This window comes from Candidatus Pelagibacter sp. Uisw_090, from assembly GCF_047717845.1.
GTDB lineage: Bacteria > Pseudomonadota > Alphaproteobacteria > Pelagibacterales > Pelagibacteraceae > Pelagibacter.
The window spans coordinates 251,822-270,654 of sequence record NZ_CP159810.1 but is presented as its reverse complement, the minus strand read 5'-3'; the positions used below and the strand labels follow the sequence as shown (position 1 = coordinate 270,654).

The 18,833-nt window shown below is 31.1% G+C and carries 18 protein-coding genes and 1 pseudogene; 1 reads left to right on the top strand and 18 read right to left on the bottom strand.

The genetic code is table 11. From position 1 onward, the window contains the following. Positions 1-255: a glutaredoxin 3 gene (gene grxC, locus ABXT58_RS01420; RefSeq protein ID WP_415277949.1), complete on the top strand. Its 255-nt coding sequence runs from the start codon at positions 1-3 to the stop codon at positions 253-255. A 1-nt stretch (position 256) separates the two neighbouring features. Here grxC and msrB read toward each other — a convergent pair whose 3' ends face one another. From msrB to hflK, 18 genes and pseudogenes are all read right to left on the bottom strand, one after another. Next, the gene (gene msrB / locus ABXT58_RS01415; RefSeq protein ID WP_415304904.1) at positions 257-634 is read right to left on the bottom strand and encodes a peptide-methionine (R)-S-oxide reductase MsrB; all 378 of its coding nucleotides are present in this window, start codon (positions 632-634) and stop codon (positions 257-259) included. After that, positions 635-1,585, bottom strand: coding sequence for a D-2-hydroxyacid dehydrogenase family protein (locus tag ABXT58_RS01410; protein ID WP_415304278.1), 951 nt, complete (start codon positions 1,583-1,585; stop codon positions 635-637). Further along, on the bottom strand, positions 1,578-2,477 hold the full coding sequence (locus ABXT58_RS01405; protein WP_415304277.1) for a DMT family transporter: 900 nt from the start codon (positions 2,475-2,477) through the stop codon (positions 1,578-1,580). The genes ABXT58_RS01410 and ABXT58_RS01405 overlap by 8 nt, the downstream gene beginning before the upstream one ends. Next, positions 2,478-3,719 carry an NAD(P)/FAD-dependent oxidoreductase gene (locus ABXT58_RS01400; RefSeq protein WP_415304276.1) on the bottom strand — a complete coding sequence of 414 codons (1,242 nt, stop codon included), beginning with the start codon at positions 3,717-3,719 and terminating at the stop codon, positions 2,478-2,480. Positions 3,720-3,787: 68 nt separating this feature from the next. Further along, positions 3,788-4,909, bottom strand: coding sequence for a rod shape-determining protein RodA (gene rodA, locus ABXT58_RS01395; protein ID WP_415304275.1), 1,122 nt, complete (start codon positions 4,907-4,909; stop codon positions 3,788-3,790). After that, positions 4,910-6,874, bottom strand: a complete 1,965-nt coding sequence (mrdA, locus tag ABXT58_RS01390; protein ID WP_415304274.1) for a penicillin-binding protein 2 — start codon at positions 6,872-6,874, stop codon at positions 4,910-4,912. It lies immediately after the preceding gene. Continuing rightward, positions 6,864-7,385 carry a rod shape-determining protein MreD gene (gene mreD / locus ABXT58_RS01385; RefSeq protein WP_415304273.1) on the bottom strand — a complete coding sequence of 174 codons (522 nt, stop codon included), beginning with the start codon at positions 7,383-7,385 and terminating at the stop codon, positions 6,864-6,866. The genes mrdA and mreD overlap by 11 nt, the downstream gene beginning before the upstream one ends. Further along, positions 7,382-8,233 (bottom strand): rod shape-determining protein MreC, encoded by an 852-nt coding sequence (gene mreC / locus ABXT58_RS01380; RefSeq protein WP_415304272.1) that lies wholly within the window; start codon positions 8,231-8,233, stop codon positions 7,382-7,384. Before mreC ends, mreD begins: the two co-directional genes overlap by 4 nt. Positions 8,234-8,239: 6 nt before the next feature. Next, on the bottom strand, positions 8,240-9,277 hold the full coding sequence (locus tag ABXT58_RS01375) for a rod shape-determining protein (protein ID WP_415304271.1): 1,038 nt from the start codon (positions 9,275-9,277) through the stop codon (positions 8,240-8,242). A gap of 1 nt (position 9,278) precedes the next feature. Further along, positions 9,279-10,841, bottom strand: coding sequence for a 2-isopropylmalate synthase (locus ABXT58_RS01370; RefSeq protein ID WP_415304270.1), 1,563 nt, complete (start codon positions 10,839-10,841; stop codon positions 9,279-9,281). Between the two features lie 105 nt (positions 10,842-10,946). Next, entirely contained in the window at positions 10,947-11,966 is a 1,020-nt protein-coding gene (ilvC, locus tag ABXT58_RS01365; protein ID WP_415304269.1) for a ketol-acid reductoisomerase, read from the bottom strand. Between the two features lie 17 nt (positions 11,967-11,983). Then, a pseudogene (ilvN, locus tag ABXT58_RS01360) lies at positions 11,984-12,531 on the bottom strand (acetolactate synthase small subunit). Beyond that, positions 12,532-14,298, bottom strand: a complete 1,767-nt coding sequence (locus ABXT58_RS01355) for an acetolactate synthase 3 large subunit (RefSeq protein ID WP_415304268.1) — start codon at positions 14,296-14,298, stop codon at positions 12,532-12,534. Between the two features lie 19 nt (positions 14,299-14,317). Then, positions 14,318-15,259: a tRNA (adenosine(37)-N6)-dimethylallyltransferase MiaA gene (gene miaA / locus ABXT58_RS01350; protein WP_415304267.1), complete on the bottom strand. Its 942-nt coding sequence runs from the start codon at positions 15,257-15,259 to the stop codon at positions 14,318-14,320. Positions 15,260-15,261: 2 nt separating this feature from the next. Continuing rightward, the gene (locus ABXT58_RS01345; protein ID WP_415304266.1) at positions 15,262-16,674 is read right to left on the bottom strand and encodes a Do family serine endopeptidase; all 1,413 of its coding nucleotides are present in this window, start codon (positions 16,672-16,674) and stop codon (positions 15,262-15,264) included. Between the two features lies 1 nt (position 16,675). Beyond that, on the bottom strand, positions 16,676-16,861 hold the full coding sequence (locus tag ABXT58_RS01340) for a DUF2065 domain-containing protein (protein ID WP_415304265.1): 186 nt from the start codon (positions 16,859-16,861) through the stop codon (positions 16,676-16,678). A 9-nt stretch (positions 16,862-16,870) separates the two neighbouring features. Further along, the gene (hflC, locus tag ABXT58_RS01335; RefSeq protein WP_415304264.1) at positions 16,871-17,731 is read right to left on the bottom strand and encodes a protease modulator HflC; all 861 of its coding nucleotides are present in this window, start codon (positions 17,729-17,731) and stop codon (positions 16,871-16,873) included. Beyond that, entirely contained in the window at positions 17,731-18,831 is a 1,101-nt protein-coding gene (gene hflK / locus ABXT58_RS01330) for an FtsH protease activity modulator HflK (RefSeq protein WP_415304263.1), read from the bottom strand. The genes hflC and hflK overlap by 1 nt, the downstream gene beginning before the upstream one ends. Between the last annotated feature and the right edge of the window lie 2 nt (positions 18,832-18,833).

Below are 18,833 nucleotides of genomic sequence, written 5' to 3'. Positions count from 1 at the left end.
ATGAAATCAGTAACTATTTATACAGGACCACTTTGTGCTTTTTGTGATGCAGCAAAAAAATTATTAACTAGAAACAACGTTGAATATAAAGAAATCAACATTGCAACAGTTGACGGTGCAATGGATGAAATGATTAAAAAAGCTAACGGAAAAAGAACCATCCCTCAAATCTTTTTTGATGAAAATCATATTGGTGGTTACGATGATGTTAGAGCTCTTGAAAAAGAAAATAAATTACTAGAACTTTTAAAATAAATTAATTTTTAGGCTTAAAGGTTAAACAAACACCGTTATTACAATACCTTTTGCCTGTTGGTTTAGGTCCATCTTCAAAGATATGACCATGATGGCCACCACATTTTTTGCAATGATATTCCACTCTCTCGTACCCTAATAAAGTATCTGTTTTAGTTTCAAAAGCATCAGGTAATGACTGATAAAACGATGGCCATCCTGAACCACTTTCATATTTAGTATTTGAGTCAAATAATTTTTCACCACAATTAGTACAGTGATAACTACCTTCTCTCTTCTCGTGATTTAATTCACTCGTACCAGGTGCTTCCGTTCCATCTTCAAATAAAATTAACTTTTGTTCAGCAGTAAGGTCTTTATTAATTTTTTTTTCATAAATTTATTCTATTACTCTCAAAGGTTTGCCGGCAACGCATGCCTCTAATCCTTCAATCATCTGTGAATAAAACATGCTATAATTTTCTGCAGTAACATAACCAACATGAGGCATTAATAATGCATTTGGTAAAAATCTTAGTTTATTACCTTCTGGTAAAGGTTCTTTTTCATAAACATCAAGTCCTGCTCCAGCAATAACATTGGTTGATAATGCTATAATTAAATCATCCTCATTAATAATGGATCCTCTAGATGTGTTAATTAAAAAAGCAGTTTTTTTCATTGAGTCTAACTCTTTTAGTTTTATCAACTCTTTATATCTTTCTCCCCCTTGAACATGAATGGATATAAAATCAGAATTTTGTAATATATCTTCTTTACTACATGGAAGAACATCTAACTCCTTGCAGGTATCTAGATTTAAATTTTCACTCCAAGCCATAACTTCCATACCAAAAGCTTTACCAATTTTCGCAACTTGAGATCCAACTCTTCCAAGTCCTACTAACCCTAAAATTTTTCCCTTTAACTCAAATCCAATAGTTGATTGCCAGTAACCTTGGTACATATTATCAATTTCTTCTTTAAAGTTTCTAGCTAATCCTAAGATTAAACCCCAAGTTAATTCTGTTGTACCTGCAAAATCAATGTCGGTTCCACACACTGTAATTTTTCTCTTTTTTGCAGCAGCTAGGTCTATAGCTTTATTTCTTGAGCCACTTGTGATGATATATTTAAGGTCATTTAAATTATCAATTAAATTTTTAGCAATAGGAGTTCGTTCTCTCATTATCAATAATGCTTCAAAGTCTGATAATTGCTCTATGGCGTCTGCTTCATCTTCAAAGGGTTCACTGAATATTTTAAATTCATACTTGCCAGATAATTTTTTTAAATCAACAAATTCGTGCGACACGTTTTGGTAATCATCTAAGATAGCAACTTTAAGCATTTTTAATCTTTCTATTTGATAAAAGAATTCCTGTTAAAATAAATATTGCACCCAACATATGATAAAACATAAATTTTTCATTAAAAATAATCATTGCCATAATTGCACTTAAAATAGGCATCATATGTAAAAAAACACCTGCTCTATTAGCACCAATTAAAGCAACTCCCTTTATCCAAAAAATAAAAGAAGCAAGTCCTGGTAATAAAACTACATAAAACAAAATTATATAAAAGTTTTGATTTAAAACAATTCTATAGCCCATTTGATACTCTATAAAATAAATTGGTATTAGAAAAATAAAGCCGAATGAAATTACTACCTCTAGTAACCCTAGTTGAGATAGTTCATGTTTTTTTTTCTTTAACAACGCAGAATAAGTAGCCCATGACAGCATTCCCAAAACCATTGTAATATCACCTTTGTTAAAATCTAAATTTATTAATATTCCAAGATTTGCTTTAGTTATAATTAAAACAACTCCAATAAAGGAACATGTAACTCCCAATACTTGAAAAGTGTTGGTTTTTTCAATTTTTAAAATTGAAGAAATAAATATAATCATTACAGGTATTGTTGATATCATTAATACTCCACTGATAACTTGAGTAAAATTTAAAGAGTAATACACGATTGAATTAAATATGGTGACACTCGTAATTCCAAGAATTGTATAATATTTATAATTTTCCAAAATATAATTTTTTTTTTTCAATATTTCCTGAATTGTAAATGGTGCTAAGATTAACCATGCAAATAGCCATCTATAAAAGTTTAATGAAAAAGGTGGTATTTGATATTGACTAGCAAATTTTCCAACCAAAAAATTGCCTGACCAAAATAGAGTTGCTAAAAATAAAAAAATGTATGCAACACTATTTTTGTTAACCACCTAACCGAACCTAAGTGAACTATATGGTTTTAAATTTAAGTTTGTATTTTCTTCAGCAATCATTCCTGAGATTATTTTCCCTGATATTGGGCCTAAAGTCCATCCTAAATGGTGATGACCAAAACAGTAAAAAACATTTTTATATTTTTTTGAAGGTCCTATTACAGGCAAATAATCTGGGAGTGTTGGTCTAAATCCTAACCATTCATCTTCATGCTCAGGTAAATCTCCCATCATATATTTTGCATTATTAATTAAGTTTTTAATTCTCGATTTTGATAATGGATTTTCTAATCCACCAAATTCAACAGTGCCCACTACTCTAAGTCCTTGTTCCATTGGAGTAATACCAAAGCCTCTATTTTGAAAAATCACCGGTCTACTTAAAAGATGATCACAATCTTTAAAATGAACATGATAACCTCTTTCAGTATCAAGCGGTATTTTTTCATCTAAATTATCTGTTAATTTTTTTGAAAACGAACCACAAGCGATAACAATCTTGTCAAAAAGAAAACTTTGGGTTTCAGCTTTTATAACTGGTTTTTCATCGTTAAAATTTATGTCTTTAATATTCATCTTTAAAAACTTGCCACCTTTTTTTAAGAAAAGATCATAAAGTTTTAAAAGAATTTTTTTTGGATTTCTAGCGTGTCTACCATGCTGATAATAAACACCTCCATGATAGATGGGTTTTATATTTGGTTCTAAATCGTGGATTTCTTTTGAGGTTACTATTTGTTGATCAACACCCAGTTCATTTCTAACATTAATTTCAAGCTCTCTACTTTTTAAACTTTGATCATTCCAAATATATAAAATACCTTTTTTTTCAACTAATCCTCCAATTTCTATCTCATCAAATAACTCATCATAAGCAGGTAACGCTAAGTCCAAAATTTGATGCATGTTTTTAGCGGTATGCATCATTTTTTTTGTAGAGCAGTTTCTTATAAATTGTAAAAACCAAGGTATCATTTTCGGGACATAGTTCCATTTAAGAGCAAGTGGACCAGTTGAACTTAGAAGCATTGCTGGAACATCCGTTAAAACATCAGGTCTATTTATTGGCACAGATGCATATGGAGAAAAATGACCTGCGTTACCGTAAGATGCAGCCGGGCTACCGGGATCATTTCTATCAAAAATTGTTACATTAAAACCTTTTTTTTGTAAAAACAATGCATTGGAAATACCTTGAATACCAGCACCTACAATTCCTATTTTTAATTTTATGTCCATAATAGTTTATATAATTCTTAAATTTAAATATTCTCGCGACAAATTAGACATGTAAAGCATTAAAATACTTAAGCTATTAACTGCTTATGGTTAATTTTGGCACTCATAACAATTGCAAATCCGATCATTGTTGCTAGCATTGAGGATCCACCGTATGACATAATGGGTAGCGGTGATCCAACTATAGGGAGTAAACCTAAAACCATCGACATATTTACTGTGACATAAAAAAATATTGCAGATCCATAGCCATAGCAAAAAAGTTTAGCAAAATAACTTCTTGAGATTGCACCAATTCTTAAAACTCTATAAATAATAATTATATAAATTAGCAATAAAGCTAGTGATCCTATAAAACCAAATTCCTCAGCAAATAATGTAAAGATAAAATCAGTGTGTTTCTCAGGTAAAAATTCTAAATAGCTTTGGGTACCTTTTAAAAAACCTTTTCCATTTAAACCTCCTGATCCAACAGCTATTTTAGATTGAATAATTTGATATCCTGCTCCCAGGGGGTCACGATCAGGGTTGAGAAATGTTAAGATTCTTAATTTTTGATAGGGTTTTAAGAGAGCAATAGCAAAAGGCATTGAGATCAATAAAGCTATAAAAGAATATATAAAATATTTAACATTTATTCCTGCAAGCCATATAACAACTAAACCGCTTAAAGCGATTAATATTGAGGTACCTAAATCAGGTTGAGTGATAACAAGAATAATTGGTAATATTAAAATCACCATAGCAACAAACATAACCTGAAAGCTATTAACTTTGTTGAGCTGTATTCGGTGATAATATTTTGCAAGACATACTATTATTGCGATCTTCATTAATTCCGAAGGTTGTAAATTAATAAAATATAAATTTATCCATCTTTGGGAGCCAGATGCTTTAATGCCATATAATGAAGCCCAAACTAAAAAAAATAAAACAACAATATAAAATAAATAAGCAAAATGATGCCAGAATTTTATATTCAAAAATGACATAAAAATCATCATAGTAAAAAAGATTAAAAATTTTGACATATGACTCTTACTATGAAATAAAATTTCTCCACCGTCTGTTGAATACATGGACAAAACACTAATTAAACCAAGCAATAAAATGCAAGTTAATAAAACATAATCAAAGTTTTTCAATTTTTGAAAAAAGGTTGGCTGTGTGTTAAACGAATTATATTGCATTTATATCTTTATTGCTTTTTCAATTCTGGTTTGTTCTCTAAATTCGTGCCTATCTACAATTAACTTAAAGAGTTTTTTTGCAATAGGCGCTGCTGTTGAACTACCAGATCCACCATGCTCAACAACGATACTTAATGCGTATCTTGGATTTTTATATGGTCCAAAAGCTATATATAAAGCGTGGTCTCTTTCATTATACGGAATTTCAGATGTGTTTAAGTCAAGCTCTCTTGCTGCTTTAGTTATTCTTCTAACTTGTGATGTTCCTGTTTTTCCAGCAAATTGATATTTTGGATCTTCAATTCTGGATGAATAAGATGTTCCTCTAACTTCATTCGTTGAGGCAAACATTGCTTTTTGAACTAATTCGATATTTTTAGAATTTTTAAATAAACGCCCATATTTTTTTTTGTTTAAAAATCCTAAAAGTTCACTCGCTTCCTGCAATCCATTATTTTTTTCATCCAAATATTTAGCATTTTTATCCATTATAAGCTTGATGTCCTCTACTGTTTTAGGATTTTCTTCCATTATTATTTTAGGGTAAATCTTAAATCCACCGTTTGCAAGCTGGGCTGTCATTTGACATAGTTGGAGTGGTGTTGTCTGAGTATAACCTTGACCAATTCCTGTGATTAATGTTTCACCTATAACCCAACCTTTTCCTAAGTTATTTTTTTTCCATTGAGTGTCAGGAATTAATCCTTTTTTCTCATTACTGAATGTCTCATCTAAAACTTTTTCACCAAGGCCAAATTTTAAAGATGTTTCTTTTAAACGATCCACTCCTAGCTTTCTTGCAATTTCATAAAAATAGGTGTCACATGACTGCTTCATTGCACTTTTTAAATTCACAACACCATGACCTCTTTTTTTCCAGCAATGATAAGTTTGTCCATACATTTCTATTTTTCCCTTACAATTGACTTTAAAATTTTCATCAATAATTCCATTTTCTAGGGCAGATAGAGCTACTATCGGCTTAAATGTAGAACCAGGTGAATATAAGCCTGATAAAGTTTTGTTAACTAATGGTTTTAATGGATTATTAATAATTAACTGCCAATCATCTTGATTGATTCCAAAAAGAAATAGATTGGGATCAAATGAGGGCGAAGATTGCATGGCTACAATTTCACCAGTGTAAATATCCATTATACTTATTGAGCCTGCTATATTCTTTAAAAGCTCATTACATAACTTTTGAATTTCAGTATCTATTGTAAGTTGAATTGTTTTGCCACTTAATCCTTCTGCGTGATCGAGTTGACTAATTCTTTTTCCATATGCATTAACTTCATATCTTTGAATACCATTGGTACCAATTAATTCGTTTTCAAAGGTTTTTTCTAACCCAGTTTTTCCGACCTTAAGACCTGGTACGTGTTTACTTTTTATTATTTCATTATTTAAAATATCTTTCTCGCTAGCCTCACTAACATAACCCAAAACATGAGTGTAGCTTTCATTGAAAGGATAATTGCGAGAAACAGATAAAACCGGTTTTGCCCCTATTAAATCGTGCAAAAAATAATTAACCTTTGTGAACTGTTCCCAAGTCAAATTTTTAGAAATAATTATAGTTTCCCAAGACTTTTGCTTGTTTTTTTGTCTTATTATTTTTTCAAATTCACCATTACTAAGATTTAGAATTTCTTTTAGTCTTACCATTAAATATTTAAAATCTTCTACTTCTTCAGGAATTACATGTAATTGATATATCTTTAAATTACCGGCAATAATATTTCCAAAATAATCTAAAAATTCACCTCTTATTGGAGGTAATCTCCATTCACGAAGTCGATTTTTATCAGATAAAGTTAAATATCTTTTATTATCAGTAATTTGTAAGGAAAATAGTCGCGCTATTATTCCTGTGAATACAATAAACTTCGCTGCACCAATAATAAACATTCTTCTATTAATGGTTTGGTTTTTTTTAACTCCAAAATTTTCACCCAACATTGTTATTGCCTACAAAGTAATTTTCAAAAAAATCAAATAAATTTGAAAATAAAAAATACAACAAGAATGTGAATATAATATTTATCATTTGATCAAAGTAATTTAATTCATGATTAAAAATAAAATTTAAGGATATAAAAAATAGTGAATTTATAATTAAAATTGTTATAAGAAAAAAAATACAATCTTTAATCAAGCTTGGTCTGAGAGTAATATTTCTAAGATATGCAGCAGCTCCACAAAGTATTAAATACAATAAACTACTTAATCCAATTGGAGTACCAATAACAACATCATTAAACAAGCCTGCTATAAAAATATAAATATACCCTAAGCTTTCACTTTTTTTTAAGCTGTAATAAAAAATCAAAATGTAAGAAAAATTAAATGAAAAATATTTCACATCTAAATAATTAAAATCACTATTATTTAAAACAGATACAAAAAGTAAAATTAACGGTATTTGTGATAATATTTTTCTAATAAAAGTTTTATTTCTTAACCCTATCATTTAGCCTCATTTTTTTTGAATGAAACAATTTTTACAAACTTTAATTGAGAAAAATCTGAAAAAAATTCAATTTTTTTTTCTTCACTTAAATAATTACTACTAATTATACCTATTGGTATTCCTGCCTTAAATAGGTTGGCTGTTCCTGAGGTATAAATAATAGACTCATTTTTAATATTTTCATATTTTTTACTGTATTGAATAACTCCATAATCCTTACCTGTACCAGACAATATTGAAAACACTTCATTTGGTTCTACGATAACTGGTATCTTACTGTTCAAATCAGAAAGTAATAATACTCTTGATGATAAATAATTAACCTCAACAACTTTTCCAACAAGATATGCCCCATCCATAGTAATCATACCAAGGTTAATATTGTGCTTGCTGCCTTTGTTAATAATGATTGATTTTAAAAATGGACTACCTTTATCACTTAAAACTTTGGCAAATACAGTGTCTGATTCAACTAAATAATCATCAAATATTTTTTTTAACCTTTGATTTTCTAAAATAATAAAATAATTTAATAAATCTTTAGCCTTTAAACTTTCTAATTCAGATTTGTTTTTTTCATTCTCATTATAAAGATTGTTATGTTTTTGAATTACAAGATAGCTATCTTTTATAAAGTTTTCTGGTACAGAAACTATAAAAGATGATCTGTAGGCTATTTCCTTAATGACTATTTTTACATAGTTTATAGCTTTAAAATTTAAACTACTTAAAATTAATAAGATTATAGAAAAAAATATTAAACTCAGCAGTGAAAATCTTTGCTGCGTTCCTTTTTTTAAAAAAGCAGATCTTATTGCTATTACAAAATCATCTCTGCTTGTTTCCATTTATCTTTAATACTCAGATAGCATAGTAGAAAAAGTCTCTTCTTGATCTAAAGCTTTTCCAGTACCGATTGCAACACATGCTAAAGGGTCATCAGCAACATGCACTGGTAGTCCTGTTTCTTTAGAAAACCTTTTATCAATATTTTTAAGCAATGCCCCACCACCTGTTAGCGTCAATCCCATATCAACTAAATCAGCAGATAATTCAGGCGGTGTATTTTCTAGTGCATCTTTTATGCCATTTACCATTTCTTTTAGAATATCATTTAAAGCTTCTGCTGTATCTTCTTCAGTAATGTTCACCTCTTTGGGTGTTCCTGACCTTAGATCTCTACCTTTTACAGCGTAAGTATTATTATTTGATGGAATAGCAGTACCTATTTCTTTTTTAATTTTTTCAGCAGTACTATCACCAATCATAAGATTATATTCTTTTCTCATGTAGTTAACTAGTGCTGTGTCCATTGCGTCTCCTGCAACTCTTAATGATCTTGAGTAAACAAGGCCACCTAATGACATAACTGCTATCTCCGTTGTACCTCCACCAATATCAACAACCATTGATCCTGTTGCTTCTGAAATTGGAAGACCTGCTCCAATCGCTGCTGCAATTGGTTCTTCAATTAATTGAACTCTTCTAGCTCCAGCTGCTAGTGCGCTGTCTTGAATAGCTTTTCTTTCAACTGGTGTTGATCCAGTTGGAACACAAATTAAAATTCTAGGGTTTGCAAAAGTTTTATTTTTGTGAACTTTTTTAATAAAGTGTTTAATCATTTCTTCAGTCACAATAAAATCTGCAATCACCCCATCTCTTAAAGGTCTAATGGCACTAATATTTCCAGGAGTTCTTCCAAGCATTGTTTTTGCTTCATCCCCAACGGCTAAAACAGTTTTTTTCCCCATGTTCTCAGCTATAGCAACGACAGATGGTTCATTTAAAACTACACCTTGACCCTTTAAAACGACAAGTGTGTTAGCAGTTCCAAGATCAATCGCCATATCCTGACTCCAAATACTAGTTAAATTTTTAAACCAATTAGCCATCTTATATTCCCTTCACTTTCTGAGTTTCGTGCTCTATTGGAGCAGTTTTTTTTCTTTTAATTATCATTTTATTTAAGGCACTTAAATAAGCATTAGCTGACGCTACTAATGTATCTGTGTCTGCAGCTTGTCCTACTGTTGTTTTTCCTTCTTCTTCAATTCTAACACTTACGGTTGCTTGGGCATCAGTTCCTTCTGTAACTGCATGAACTTGATATAACTGTAATTTTACATCATGTGGGTACAAAACTTTTATGCATTTGAAAATTGCATCTACAGGACCATCACCTGTTTCTGAGGTTGATTTAACTTCGCCATAAACATCCAGAGTCATTTCTGCTTTTTGTGGTTCACCCGTTCCTGCAAAGACTTTTAAAGATTTTAAATTAATCACATACTTATCCAAAACCATACTGTCATCAACTAAAGCTGCAATATCATCATCATAAACATGTTTTTTTTTATCAGCTAAAATTTTAAATTTTCCAAAAGCAGTTTGAATTACATCATCGGTTACATCTCCATAACCAAGGTCGTTTAATTTTTCTTTAAATGCGTGCCTTCCAGAATGTTTTCCCATTACCAATGATGTTTTTTTAACACCAACGCTCTCTGGTGTCATAATCTCATATGTTTCTCTATTTTTAAGCATTCCATCTTGATGAATACCCGCTTCATGAGCAAAAGCATTCTTTCCAACAATAGCTTTATTAAATTGTACTGGGAAAGTTGCGTTAGAGACAACTTTAGAAGCTTTGCTTAATAATTCAGTTTTGATACCTGTTGTATAAGGCATTAAATCATTTCTTGTTCTTATAGCCATTACAATTTCCTCAAGTGCTGCATTACCTGCTCTTTCACCTATTCCATTAATTGTACATTCAACTTGTCTGGCACCCGCAGAAACACCCGCTAAAGAATTTGCAACAGCTAATCCTAAATCATTATGGCAATGAACTGACAAAATAGCTTTATCAATATTTGGAACTTTATTTTTTAATGTTGTAATTATTTTTGTAAATTCTGAAGGAGTTGTATACCCAACAGTATCTGGAATATTTATTGTTTTTGCACCACAGCTAATTGCAAGCTCAACAGACTTACACATATAATCCATATCAGTTCTTGTTCCATCTTCACAAGACCATTCAACATCATCTGTAAAGTTTCTCGCATAAGTAACACTCTCTTTTACCGCATCCAAAACCTGTTCTGGTGATTTATTTAGCTTATGCTTCATATGTAATGGGCTTGTTGAAATAAAAGTATGGATTCTAAATCTTGGAGCAGCTTTTAATGCTTCATGACATGCGTCTATGTCTTTTTTACTAGCTCTTGACAATCCACAAGGAATTGAGTTTTTTAAAATTTTACTTATTGCTGTTACGGCTTCAAAGTCACCTGGTGATGCAATAGGAAAGCCAGCTTCAATAATATCAATTCCTAATTCATCAAAAATTCTTGCAATTTGAATTTTTTCCTCAAGACTCATTGATGCACCTGGTGATTGTTCACCATCACGCATTGTAGTATCGAATATATATACTTTATTTTTGTTGCTCATAGCCAGTAATTTTAGAAAAACTATAATACAATCTATAATAGAGATTGCAAAATAATTGTTATGTTTTGGCTATAATTTTAGGTCGATTTGGGTTTTTAGTAAAAATTAACTCTTATCACTATCTATTAATTTCTTCTTACCAATCCAAGGCATCATTGCTCTAAGCTCTGCACCCACTTTCTCAATTGGATGATCTGCAAGATCTTTTCTCATTTTCAAAAAGTTTTTTTGCCCACCTTCGCATTCTTTCATCCAGTCTTTAGTAAATTTACCAGATTGAATATCGGCTAGAACTTCTTTCATTCTTTTTTTGCTTTCGCTATCTACAATTTTTTTACCCGATACATATTCACCATATTCTGCTGTATTTGAGATAGAGTAATTCATATTAGCGATTCCACCTTCATAAATTAAATCTACTATTAATTTTACCTCATGTAGACATTCAAAGTATGCCATTTCAGGTTCGTATCCAGCTTCAGTTAAAGTTTCAAAACCATTTTTAATTAACTCAACTAATCCACCACAAAGTACAGATTGCTCTCCAAATAAATCAGTTTCACATTCATCTTTGAAAGTTGTTTCAATAATACCTGATTTTCCACCTCCAATTGCTGAAGCATAGGATAATGCAAGATCTCTTGCTTTACCTGTTCCATCTTGATGAACGGCAAATAAACATGGCACTCCACCACCTCTTTCAAATTCACTTCTAACTAAATGCCCTGGTCCTTTTGGTGCAACCATAAACACATCTAAATCTTTTCTTGCATCAATAAGCTTGTAATGAATATTTAATCCATGGGCAAAAGCTAAACTTGTTCCTTCTTTAATTCTTTGCTCAATATGATTTTTATAAATTGCTGCTTGTAATTCGTCTGGTGTAAGTATCATTGCAACTTCTGCCCACTCAGCTGCATCAGATAAGTTCATTACCTTTAATCCTTTAGATTCTGCTTTTGCTTTACTTGCTGAACCATCTCTAAGAGCGACTACAACTTCTTTAGCTCCACTATCTTTTAGGTTTAATGCGTGTGCATGTCCTTGACTTCCATAACCAAAAATTGCTATTTTTTTACTCTTAATTAAATCTACATCTGCATCTTTTTCATAAAACATTTTCATTTTTTTCTCCTTTATAATTAATTAAAAATCTCTGCGCCTCTTGTCATTGCTACCGCTCCGGTTCTTGAGACACTAACAAGACCAAATGGTTTTAAATTTTTTGTCACCTTATCTATCTCTCTTCTTAATGCCGTTATTTGAATTACAGCAGATTTATTTGTTAGATCTAATATAACTGGATTGTATTTTTTACAAGCATTTAAAGCTTTCTTAATTTTGTTAGTATTTGCAACAATTTTTAATAATGCCATCTCTTTAAATATAACGTTTTTATCCTCTCTTTTAAAATTTCCAACTTTGTGAACTGGAACTAACTTTTTTAATTGTAATACAATTTGCTCTATAACCTGAGGTGTTCCAGTAGTTACAATTGTAATTCTTGAAAGATTTTTTTTTCATCCACTTCTGCAACAGCTAACGATTCAATATTGTAGCCTCTACCTGAAAATAATCCAACTACTCTTGATAATACACTCGCTTCATTATCAACCCAAACAACAATTATATGAGTATCAATTTTACCTAATTTACTAGGTGTGCTGTATGCTGATTTAGATTTTGCCATTTAAACTAAAGCTTTCCCTTTTCCTGTAATTTTATTTTCTTCTTGATCCTTGGGACCTAATAACATTTGATTATGAGGTTTTCCTGAGGGTATCATTGGAAAACAGTTTTCATCTTGATCAACATGACAATCAAAAATTACAGGTCCATCAGTATTAATCATTTCTTTAATTTTTTCATCCAATTCATCAGGATCTTCTGCTCTAATTCCTACACACCCGTAAGCTTCAGCTAATTTGACAAAATCTGGTAATGCTTTTGAATAACTTTCAGAATAGTTTTTTTCATGAAGGAGCTCTTGCCACTGTCTAACCATACCCATATATTGATTATTTAAGATAAATATCTTTACTGGTAAATTATATTGAACTGCCGTTGACATCTCCTGTATGTTCATTAAAATTGAGGCTTCACCTGCGATATCAACCACTAATTTCTTTGGGTGAGCCACTTGAACACCTACTGCGGCAGGCAATCCATACCCCATTGTTCCAAGTCCACCTGATGTCATCCATCTATTGGGTTTATTAAATTTATAATGCTGTGCCGCCCACATTTGATGCTGACCAACCTCTGTAGTTATATAGGTATCTTGATTTTTTGTTAATTCATAAAGTCTTTGTACTGCGTGTTGTGGCTTGATAATTTTATCACTGTTAACAAAGTTTAAAGATTCTTTTGTTCGCCATTTTTGAATTTGTTGCCACCATTTTGAAATTTTTTGTTTATTAGATTTTTCTAGATTTAAATTTTTCTTTTTTAAAGTTTTTGTTGTAGATTTAATGACATCACCAACATCACCTACAATAGATAAATCAACTTTTACAATTTTATTTATTGATGATGGATCAATATCAATATGAACTTTTTTAGATTTCGGTGAAAACTCATCTATCTTTCCTGTGATACGGTCATCAAATCTTGCTCCTATATTAATTAATAAGTCACAATCATGCATTGCATTATTGGCTTCATAAGTTCCATGCATTCCAAGCATTCCTAAAAATTGATTATCATCTCCTGGGTAAGCACCTAGGCCTTGAAGAGTTGAGGTGATTGGAAATCCAGTTATAGAAACAAGTTCTCTCAATAGTTCACTTGCTTTTGGACCTGAATTAATTACACCCCCACCAGTATAAAAAACTGGTTTTGAAGCTTTTTTCATTAAATCAACTAATTGATCAATATCACTTTGCTTAAATGCATTAATAGATTTTTCTTTTAATTTTATTTTTTTTTTAGGTTTAAAATATTTTGCTTTTGCAAACTGAATATCTTTTGGAATGTCAACTAATACAGGTCCCGGTCTTCCAGTAGTTGCAACTTCAAATGCCTCATGCATTATTCTTGGAAGATCATTAATATCTTTAACTAACCAATTATGTTTTGTGCATGGTCTAGTAATTCCTGTGGTATCACACTCTTGGAAGGCATCAGTTCCAATTAAATGAGTTGGGACCTGACCTGAAATACAAACCAAAGGAACTGAATCCATGAAAGCATCAGTTAGTGCAGTCACAACATTGGTAGCACCAGGTCCTGATGTAACCAATACAACACCAGGCTTTCCAGTTGATCTTGCATAACCTTCAGCTGCATGCCCAGCACCTTGCTCGTGTCTAACTAAAATATGTTTTATTGATGGATGATTTTTTAACTCATCATAAATTGGGAGTACTGCTCCACCTGGATAACCAAAAATATGTTCTACTTTTTGATCTTCAAGACATTTAAATACAATTTCAGCTCCTGAAAATAATTTTGGCATTCAGGCAATCTATCGGACTTTATGTTAATTGGTCAAGTTTAAGAGATGATTTTTTTAATTTTCTTATATAACCAGCAATCTTAATTGGATTAATTTTTTCCCAAGATGTCATCTTGCTTCTTGCCCATGTTGCTTGTCTTTTGGCGTATTGTCTTGTTTTAATTGAAATTAATTCCTGTGCTTGATCTAAATTAATTTTTTTACCTAAGTGCTGTGTCAATTCGTCAATGCCTATTACCCTATTTACACTTAGATCTTTTTTAATTTTCAATTTTATAAAATTTTTTACCTCTTTTACAGCTCCTTCGTTCATCATCTTAATTGATCTTAGTGATATTCTTTTGATTAGGTCTTCTCTTTTAAAATCAATATATAATTTTAAAAATTCATCCTGTTTGAACTCAGATTTTGTTCTATTCATCCATTCATACATAGAAATTTTTGTAAATGATTTAATCTCAAAGGCTCTAATTGTTCTTTGAGTATCATTTGGATCAAATTTATCTTTAGACATTGGATCAATTTTTAAAAGTTTCTTATAAAATTTTTCCTGTCCCACTTTTTTTTGGGTTAATCTAACTCGGTTTCTAAATTTGATAGGTATTTTAGGAATCTTAACTAGACCATCAATTAAAGATTGAAAATATAGCCCTGTACCACCAACTAGAATGGGGATTTTTTTTCTTTGTTTAATTTCTTTAATCTTCTCAATGGTTATGTTCAACCATTGACCTGTAGAAAATTTTTTATTCAAATCTACAAAACCATACATGTGATGTTTAATTTTTTTTTGCTCTTCTTTATTTGGTCTAGCAGTAAGAATTTTTAATTTTTTATAAACCTGCATGCTATCTGCATTAATTATTTCACCATTAATTTTTTTAGCAATTTTTACAGCAAAATTTGATTTACCTGATGCGGTAGGACCTGAAATTAAAATAATCTTGGACTGTTTGTCCATTATCAATCTAACTTAACACCAATATATCTTCTTTGGTTTTGATTGTTGTAAATTACAATTAAAATTGTTTTTTGATTAGATTTTAAAGCCTTATCAACTATATCTTCAAGATTTTTTATGGATCTAATTTTTTTCTTTTGAGCTTCAACTATTACATCACCTATGTTTAGATAGTTAACTGGACTATTTTTGCCAATATTAGTTATAACTAGTCCTGTTGTTTGATTGGGAAGTTTTCTTTGTTCGATATCTTTTTGATTTAACAGTCTTGCTATAATTTTTAAAGATTTAATTTCTGAAATCTCAGGTGTTTCTGTTTCAGTTTCTTTTTTTTCTTCTTTGAAATCGCTTGAAGTTTCTAACCTTCCTAACTTAATCTTTTTAGTAATTTCTTTTTTATTTCTCCATACTTTAACATCCACTGTTTTTCCTACTTCTGTTTGTGCTACAATTATTGGTAGTTCCTTCATTTCATTAATCTTAGTTCCATTAAATTCTAATATGATATCTCCTGCTTTAATCCCGGCTTTATCTGATGGACTTTTTCCAGCAACACTTGCAACTAATGCACCACGTGGTTCGTCTAATTTTTCAACTTCTGCAATTTCTTCAGTTACTACTTGAATTCGAACACCCAACCATCCTCTTTTAGTTTCACCAAATTCTATTAACTGACTAACAACTTTTTTTGCACTATTGGATGGTATTGAAAAACCTATACCAATTGAACCACCTTTGCCTAAAATAGCTGTATTAATTCCTATTACATCTCCATTCATGTCAAATAATGGTCCTCCAGAATTTCCCGAGTTAATTGATGCATCTGTTTGAATATAGTCTTCATACCTTGAAAGTCCTATTGATCTATTTCTTGCTGAAATTATTCCTGAAGTAACCGTACCACCTAATCCAAATGGATTTCCAATTGCTATTACCCAATCACCAATTCTTGCTTTATCTGAGTCGCCGAATTTAACTGGAATAAACTTTTCTTTTGAATCTATTTGAAGAACAGCAATATCAGACAAAGGATCTGCTCCAATAATTGTTGCCTTATATTCTTTGTCTCCACCAACTCTTACTACTATATCCTCTGAATCTTGAATGACGTGGTTGTTGGTAATTACAATTCCTTTTTCATCAATAATAAATCCTGACCCTAATGCTGAAGATTTTCTTTTTTGTGGTGTACCAAATTCCTTAAACATATCTTCAAAAGGAGAGCCTGGCGGAAATTGAAATCCTGGAAAAGGATTGGTATTTGTTGTTACTGTTGTTGTTGTTGAGATATTTACAACTGATGGCATTAATCTTTCTGCTAAATCTGCAAATGATGCAGGTGCATCTTGAGCAGATACTTTCATTACAAAAGTTAACGTAAAAAATACTATTATTAATTTTTTAATTCTGTTCATTTTAATTTTTAATATACCAAATAATTACAAATCCAATTACTGCAAAAATTAATCCACCACTTCTTAGTTGACTATTATTTACCTCGTTTAATTTCAACAACATACTTTTCATTTTTGATGGAAATAAGGCATATAAAATTCCTTCTATAAAAAGAAAAAGACCAAAAGCTATAATTAGCTCCTTCATATATTTGATTTATTTTTTAGGCTTAATGTTTCCAAAGAATTTAAAGAACTCGCTATCAGGAGATAAGATTACAGAAGTGTCTCCACCTATTAAAGCAGTTTCGTAAGCTTGCATTGCTCTATAGAAAGCAAAGAATTCTGGGTCTCTACCGAATGCATCAGCAAAAATTGCATTTCTCTCACCATCACCTTGACCTTTCATAATTTCAGAATCTTTGTTTGCATTAGCCAACAATACTGAAACATCTTTGTCAGCTGTAGATGTAATAGTTACAGCCATTTCAGCACCTCTTGCTCTAAATTCTTTAGCTTCTTTTTCTCTTTCAGTTTGCATTCTTCTAAAGATCGCTTCACTGTTTGCTTCAGGTAAATCTGCTCTTTTAATTCTTACATCAACAATTTTAATTCCAAAATTTTTAGCTTCAACATTTACGCCTTCTTGAATTAAGGACATTTGTTTACTTCTATCTTTTGATAACAATGTTTGTAATTCTTGTTGTCCTAGAACATTTCTAAGTCTTGAGTTAATAATTGTTGCTAATCTTGATCTTGCAACCCTTTCGTTTCCAACTGAAATATAAAATTTTAATGGGTCTACAATTTGAAACCTTGCAAAAGCATCAACAATCAATCTTTTTTGGTCTGATGCAATTACTTCTATTGGTGGTGTATCTAAATTTAAAATTCTACTATCTAAAAAAACCACGTTTTGAATAAAAGGCATTTTAAAGTTCAGGCCAGGCTCTAGTATAATCTTTTTAGGATCACCAAACTGAAGCACAATTGCTTGATTAACTTCTTTAACTATAAAAATGGAGAAGAAAGCTAATGCTGCTATTATAATAGTTATTGGAAGTAAAATTTTTTTCATTAGTTCTTCACTTTCTTTTTTCCTAGTTCAGGAAGTGGCAAGTAAGGAACAACGCCTGACCCCGCACCTTTTTCAATAATCACTTTATCTATATCTGCCAATACTTTTTCCATAGTTTCTAAATACATTCTCTCTTGAGTAACTTCTTTAGCTTTAAAATATTCATTATAAATCGAGATAAATCTACTAGCTTCACCTTCAGCTGACGCAACAACTTTTTGCTTATAAGCTTCGGCTGCTTGCATAATTCTTGCAGCTTCCCCTCTTGCTCTTGGGATTACATCGTTCGCATAAGCTTCAGCTTCATTTTTAGATCTTTCCATATCAGCTCTTGCAGCTTGAACATCTCTAAATGCGTCAATTACTTGATCAGGTGGATCTGCTTTTTGAGTTTGAACTTGTGTAACCTGAATTCCACTATTGTATTCATCTAAAATTGCTTGGATTATTTCCTGTGTTTCAATCTCAATTGAAGCTCTACCTTCAGTTAAAATTGGTTGAATATTACTTTTTGCAATCACTTCTCTCATTGCAGTCTCTGCTTCAGCTTTTACTGTTCCTTCTGGATCTTGTATTTCGAATAAAAATTTACCAGCATCTTTGATTACCCAAAATACTGAAAAATCTATATTAACAATATTTTCATCACCAGTTAGCATTAAACTTTCTTGGGGGACGTCAGCAACTCCACCACCTTGAGAAAATCCACTATCTCTCTCAGATCTAAATCCTATATCAATTCTATTTACTTTTGTAACTTTTGGTGTCTGAACTGTCTCTATCGGAAGTGGAATATGATAATGTAATCCTGGTTGAGTAGTTTTTACAAACTTACCAAATCTTAGCACAACACCTTGTTCATCGGGTCCCACTCTATATAGCCCACTTGCTAACCATACAAATGCTATAATAATTAAAATTAAACCAATTGGTTTTCCTCCTGATGAACTTCCACCAGGTAAAAATTTATTTATTTTACTTTGAATATCTCTAATTAATGCATCAATGTCTGGTGGCGTGGGTCCTTTTCCTGAACCATTTCCTCCTCCTGGGGGTGTTCCCCATGGACTTCCGCCTCTACCTTGAAAATCATCTGACATAT

Excerpts from the sequence above, each read along its gene's own strand:
- grxC (WP_415277949.1), top strand. The coding sequence starts at position 1 with ATGAAATCAGTAACTATTTATACAGGACCACTTTGTGCTTTTTGTGAT.
- ABXT58_RS01410 (WP_415304278.1), bottom strand. The coding sequence starts at position 1,585 with ATGCTTAAAGTTGCTATCTTAGATGATTACCAAAACGTGTCGCACGAA.
- ABXT58_RS01400 (WP_415304276.1), bottom strand. The coding sequence starts at position 3,719 with ATGGACATAAAATTAAAAATAGGAATTGTAGGTGCTGGTATTCAAGGT.
- rodA (WP_415304275.1), bottom strand. The coding sequence starts at position 4,909 with ATGCAATATAATTCGTTTAACACACAGCCAACCTTTTTTCAAAAATTG.
- mrdA (WP_415304274.1), bottom strand. The coding sequence starts at position 6,874 with ATGTTGGGTGAAAATTTTGGAGTTAAAAAAAACCAAACCATTAATAGA.
- mreD (WP_415304273.1), bottom strand. The coding sequence starts at position 7,385 with ATGATAGGGTTAAGAAATAAAACTTTTATTAGAAAAATATTATCACAA.
- mreC (WP_415304272.1), bottom strand. The coding sequence starts at position 8,233 with ATGGAAACAAGCAGAGATGATTTTGTAATAGCAATAAGATCTGCTTTT.
- ABXT58_RS01375 (WP_415304271.1), bottom strand. The coding sequence starts at position 9,277 with ATGGCTAATTGGTTTAAAAATTTAACTAGTATTTGGAGTCAGGATATG.
- ABXT58_RS01370 (WP_415304270.1), bottom strand. The coding sequence starts at position 10,841 with ATGAGCAACAAAAATAAAGTATATATATTCGATACTACAATGCGTGAT.
- ilvC (WP_415304269.1), bottom strand. The coding sequence starts at position 11,966 with ATGAAAATGTTTTATGAAAAAGATGCAGATGTAGATTTAATTAAGAGT.
- ABXT58_RS01355 (WP_415304268.1), bottom strand. The coding sequence starts at position 14,298 with ATGCCAAAATTATTTTCAGGAGCTGAAATTGTATTTAAATGTCTTGAA.
- miaA (WP_415304267.1), bottom strand. The coding sequence starts at position 15,259 with ATGGACAAACAGTCCAAGATTATTTTAATTTCAGGTCCTACCGCATCA.
- ABXT58_RS01345 (WP_415304266.1), bottom strand. The coding sequence starts at position 16,674 with ATGAACAGAATTAAAAAATTAATAATAGTATTTTTTACGTTAACTTTT.
- ABXT58_RS01340 (WP_415304265.1), bottom strand. The coding sequence starts at position 16,861 with ATGAAGGAGCTAATTATAGCTTTTGGTCTTTTTCTTTTTATAGAAGGA.
- hflC (WP_415304264.1), bottom strand. The coding sequence starts at position 17,731 with ATGAAAAAAATTTTACTTCCAATAACTATTATAATAGCAGCATTAGCT.
- hflK (WP_415304263.1), bottom strand. The coding sequence starts at position 18,831 with ATGTCAGATGATTTTCAAGGTAGAGGCGGAAGTCCATGGGGAACACCC.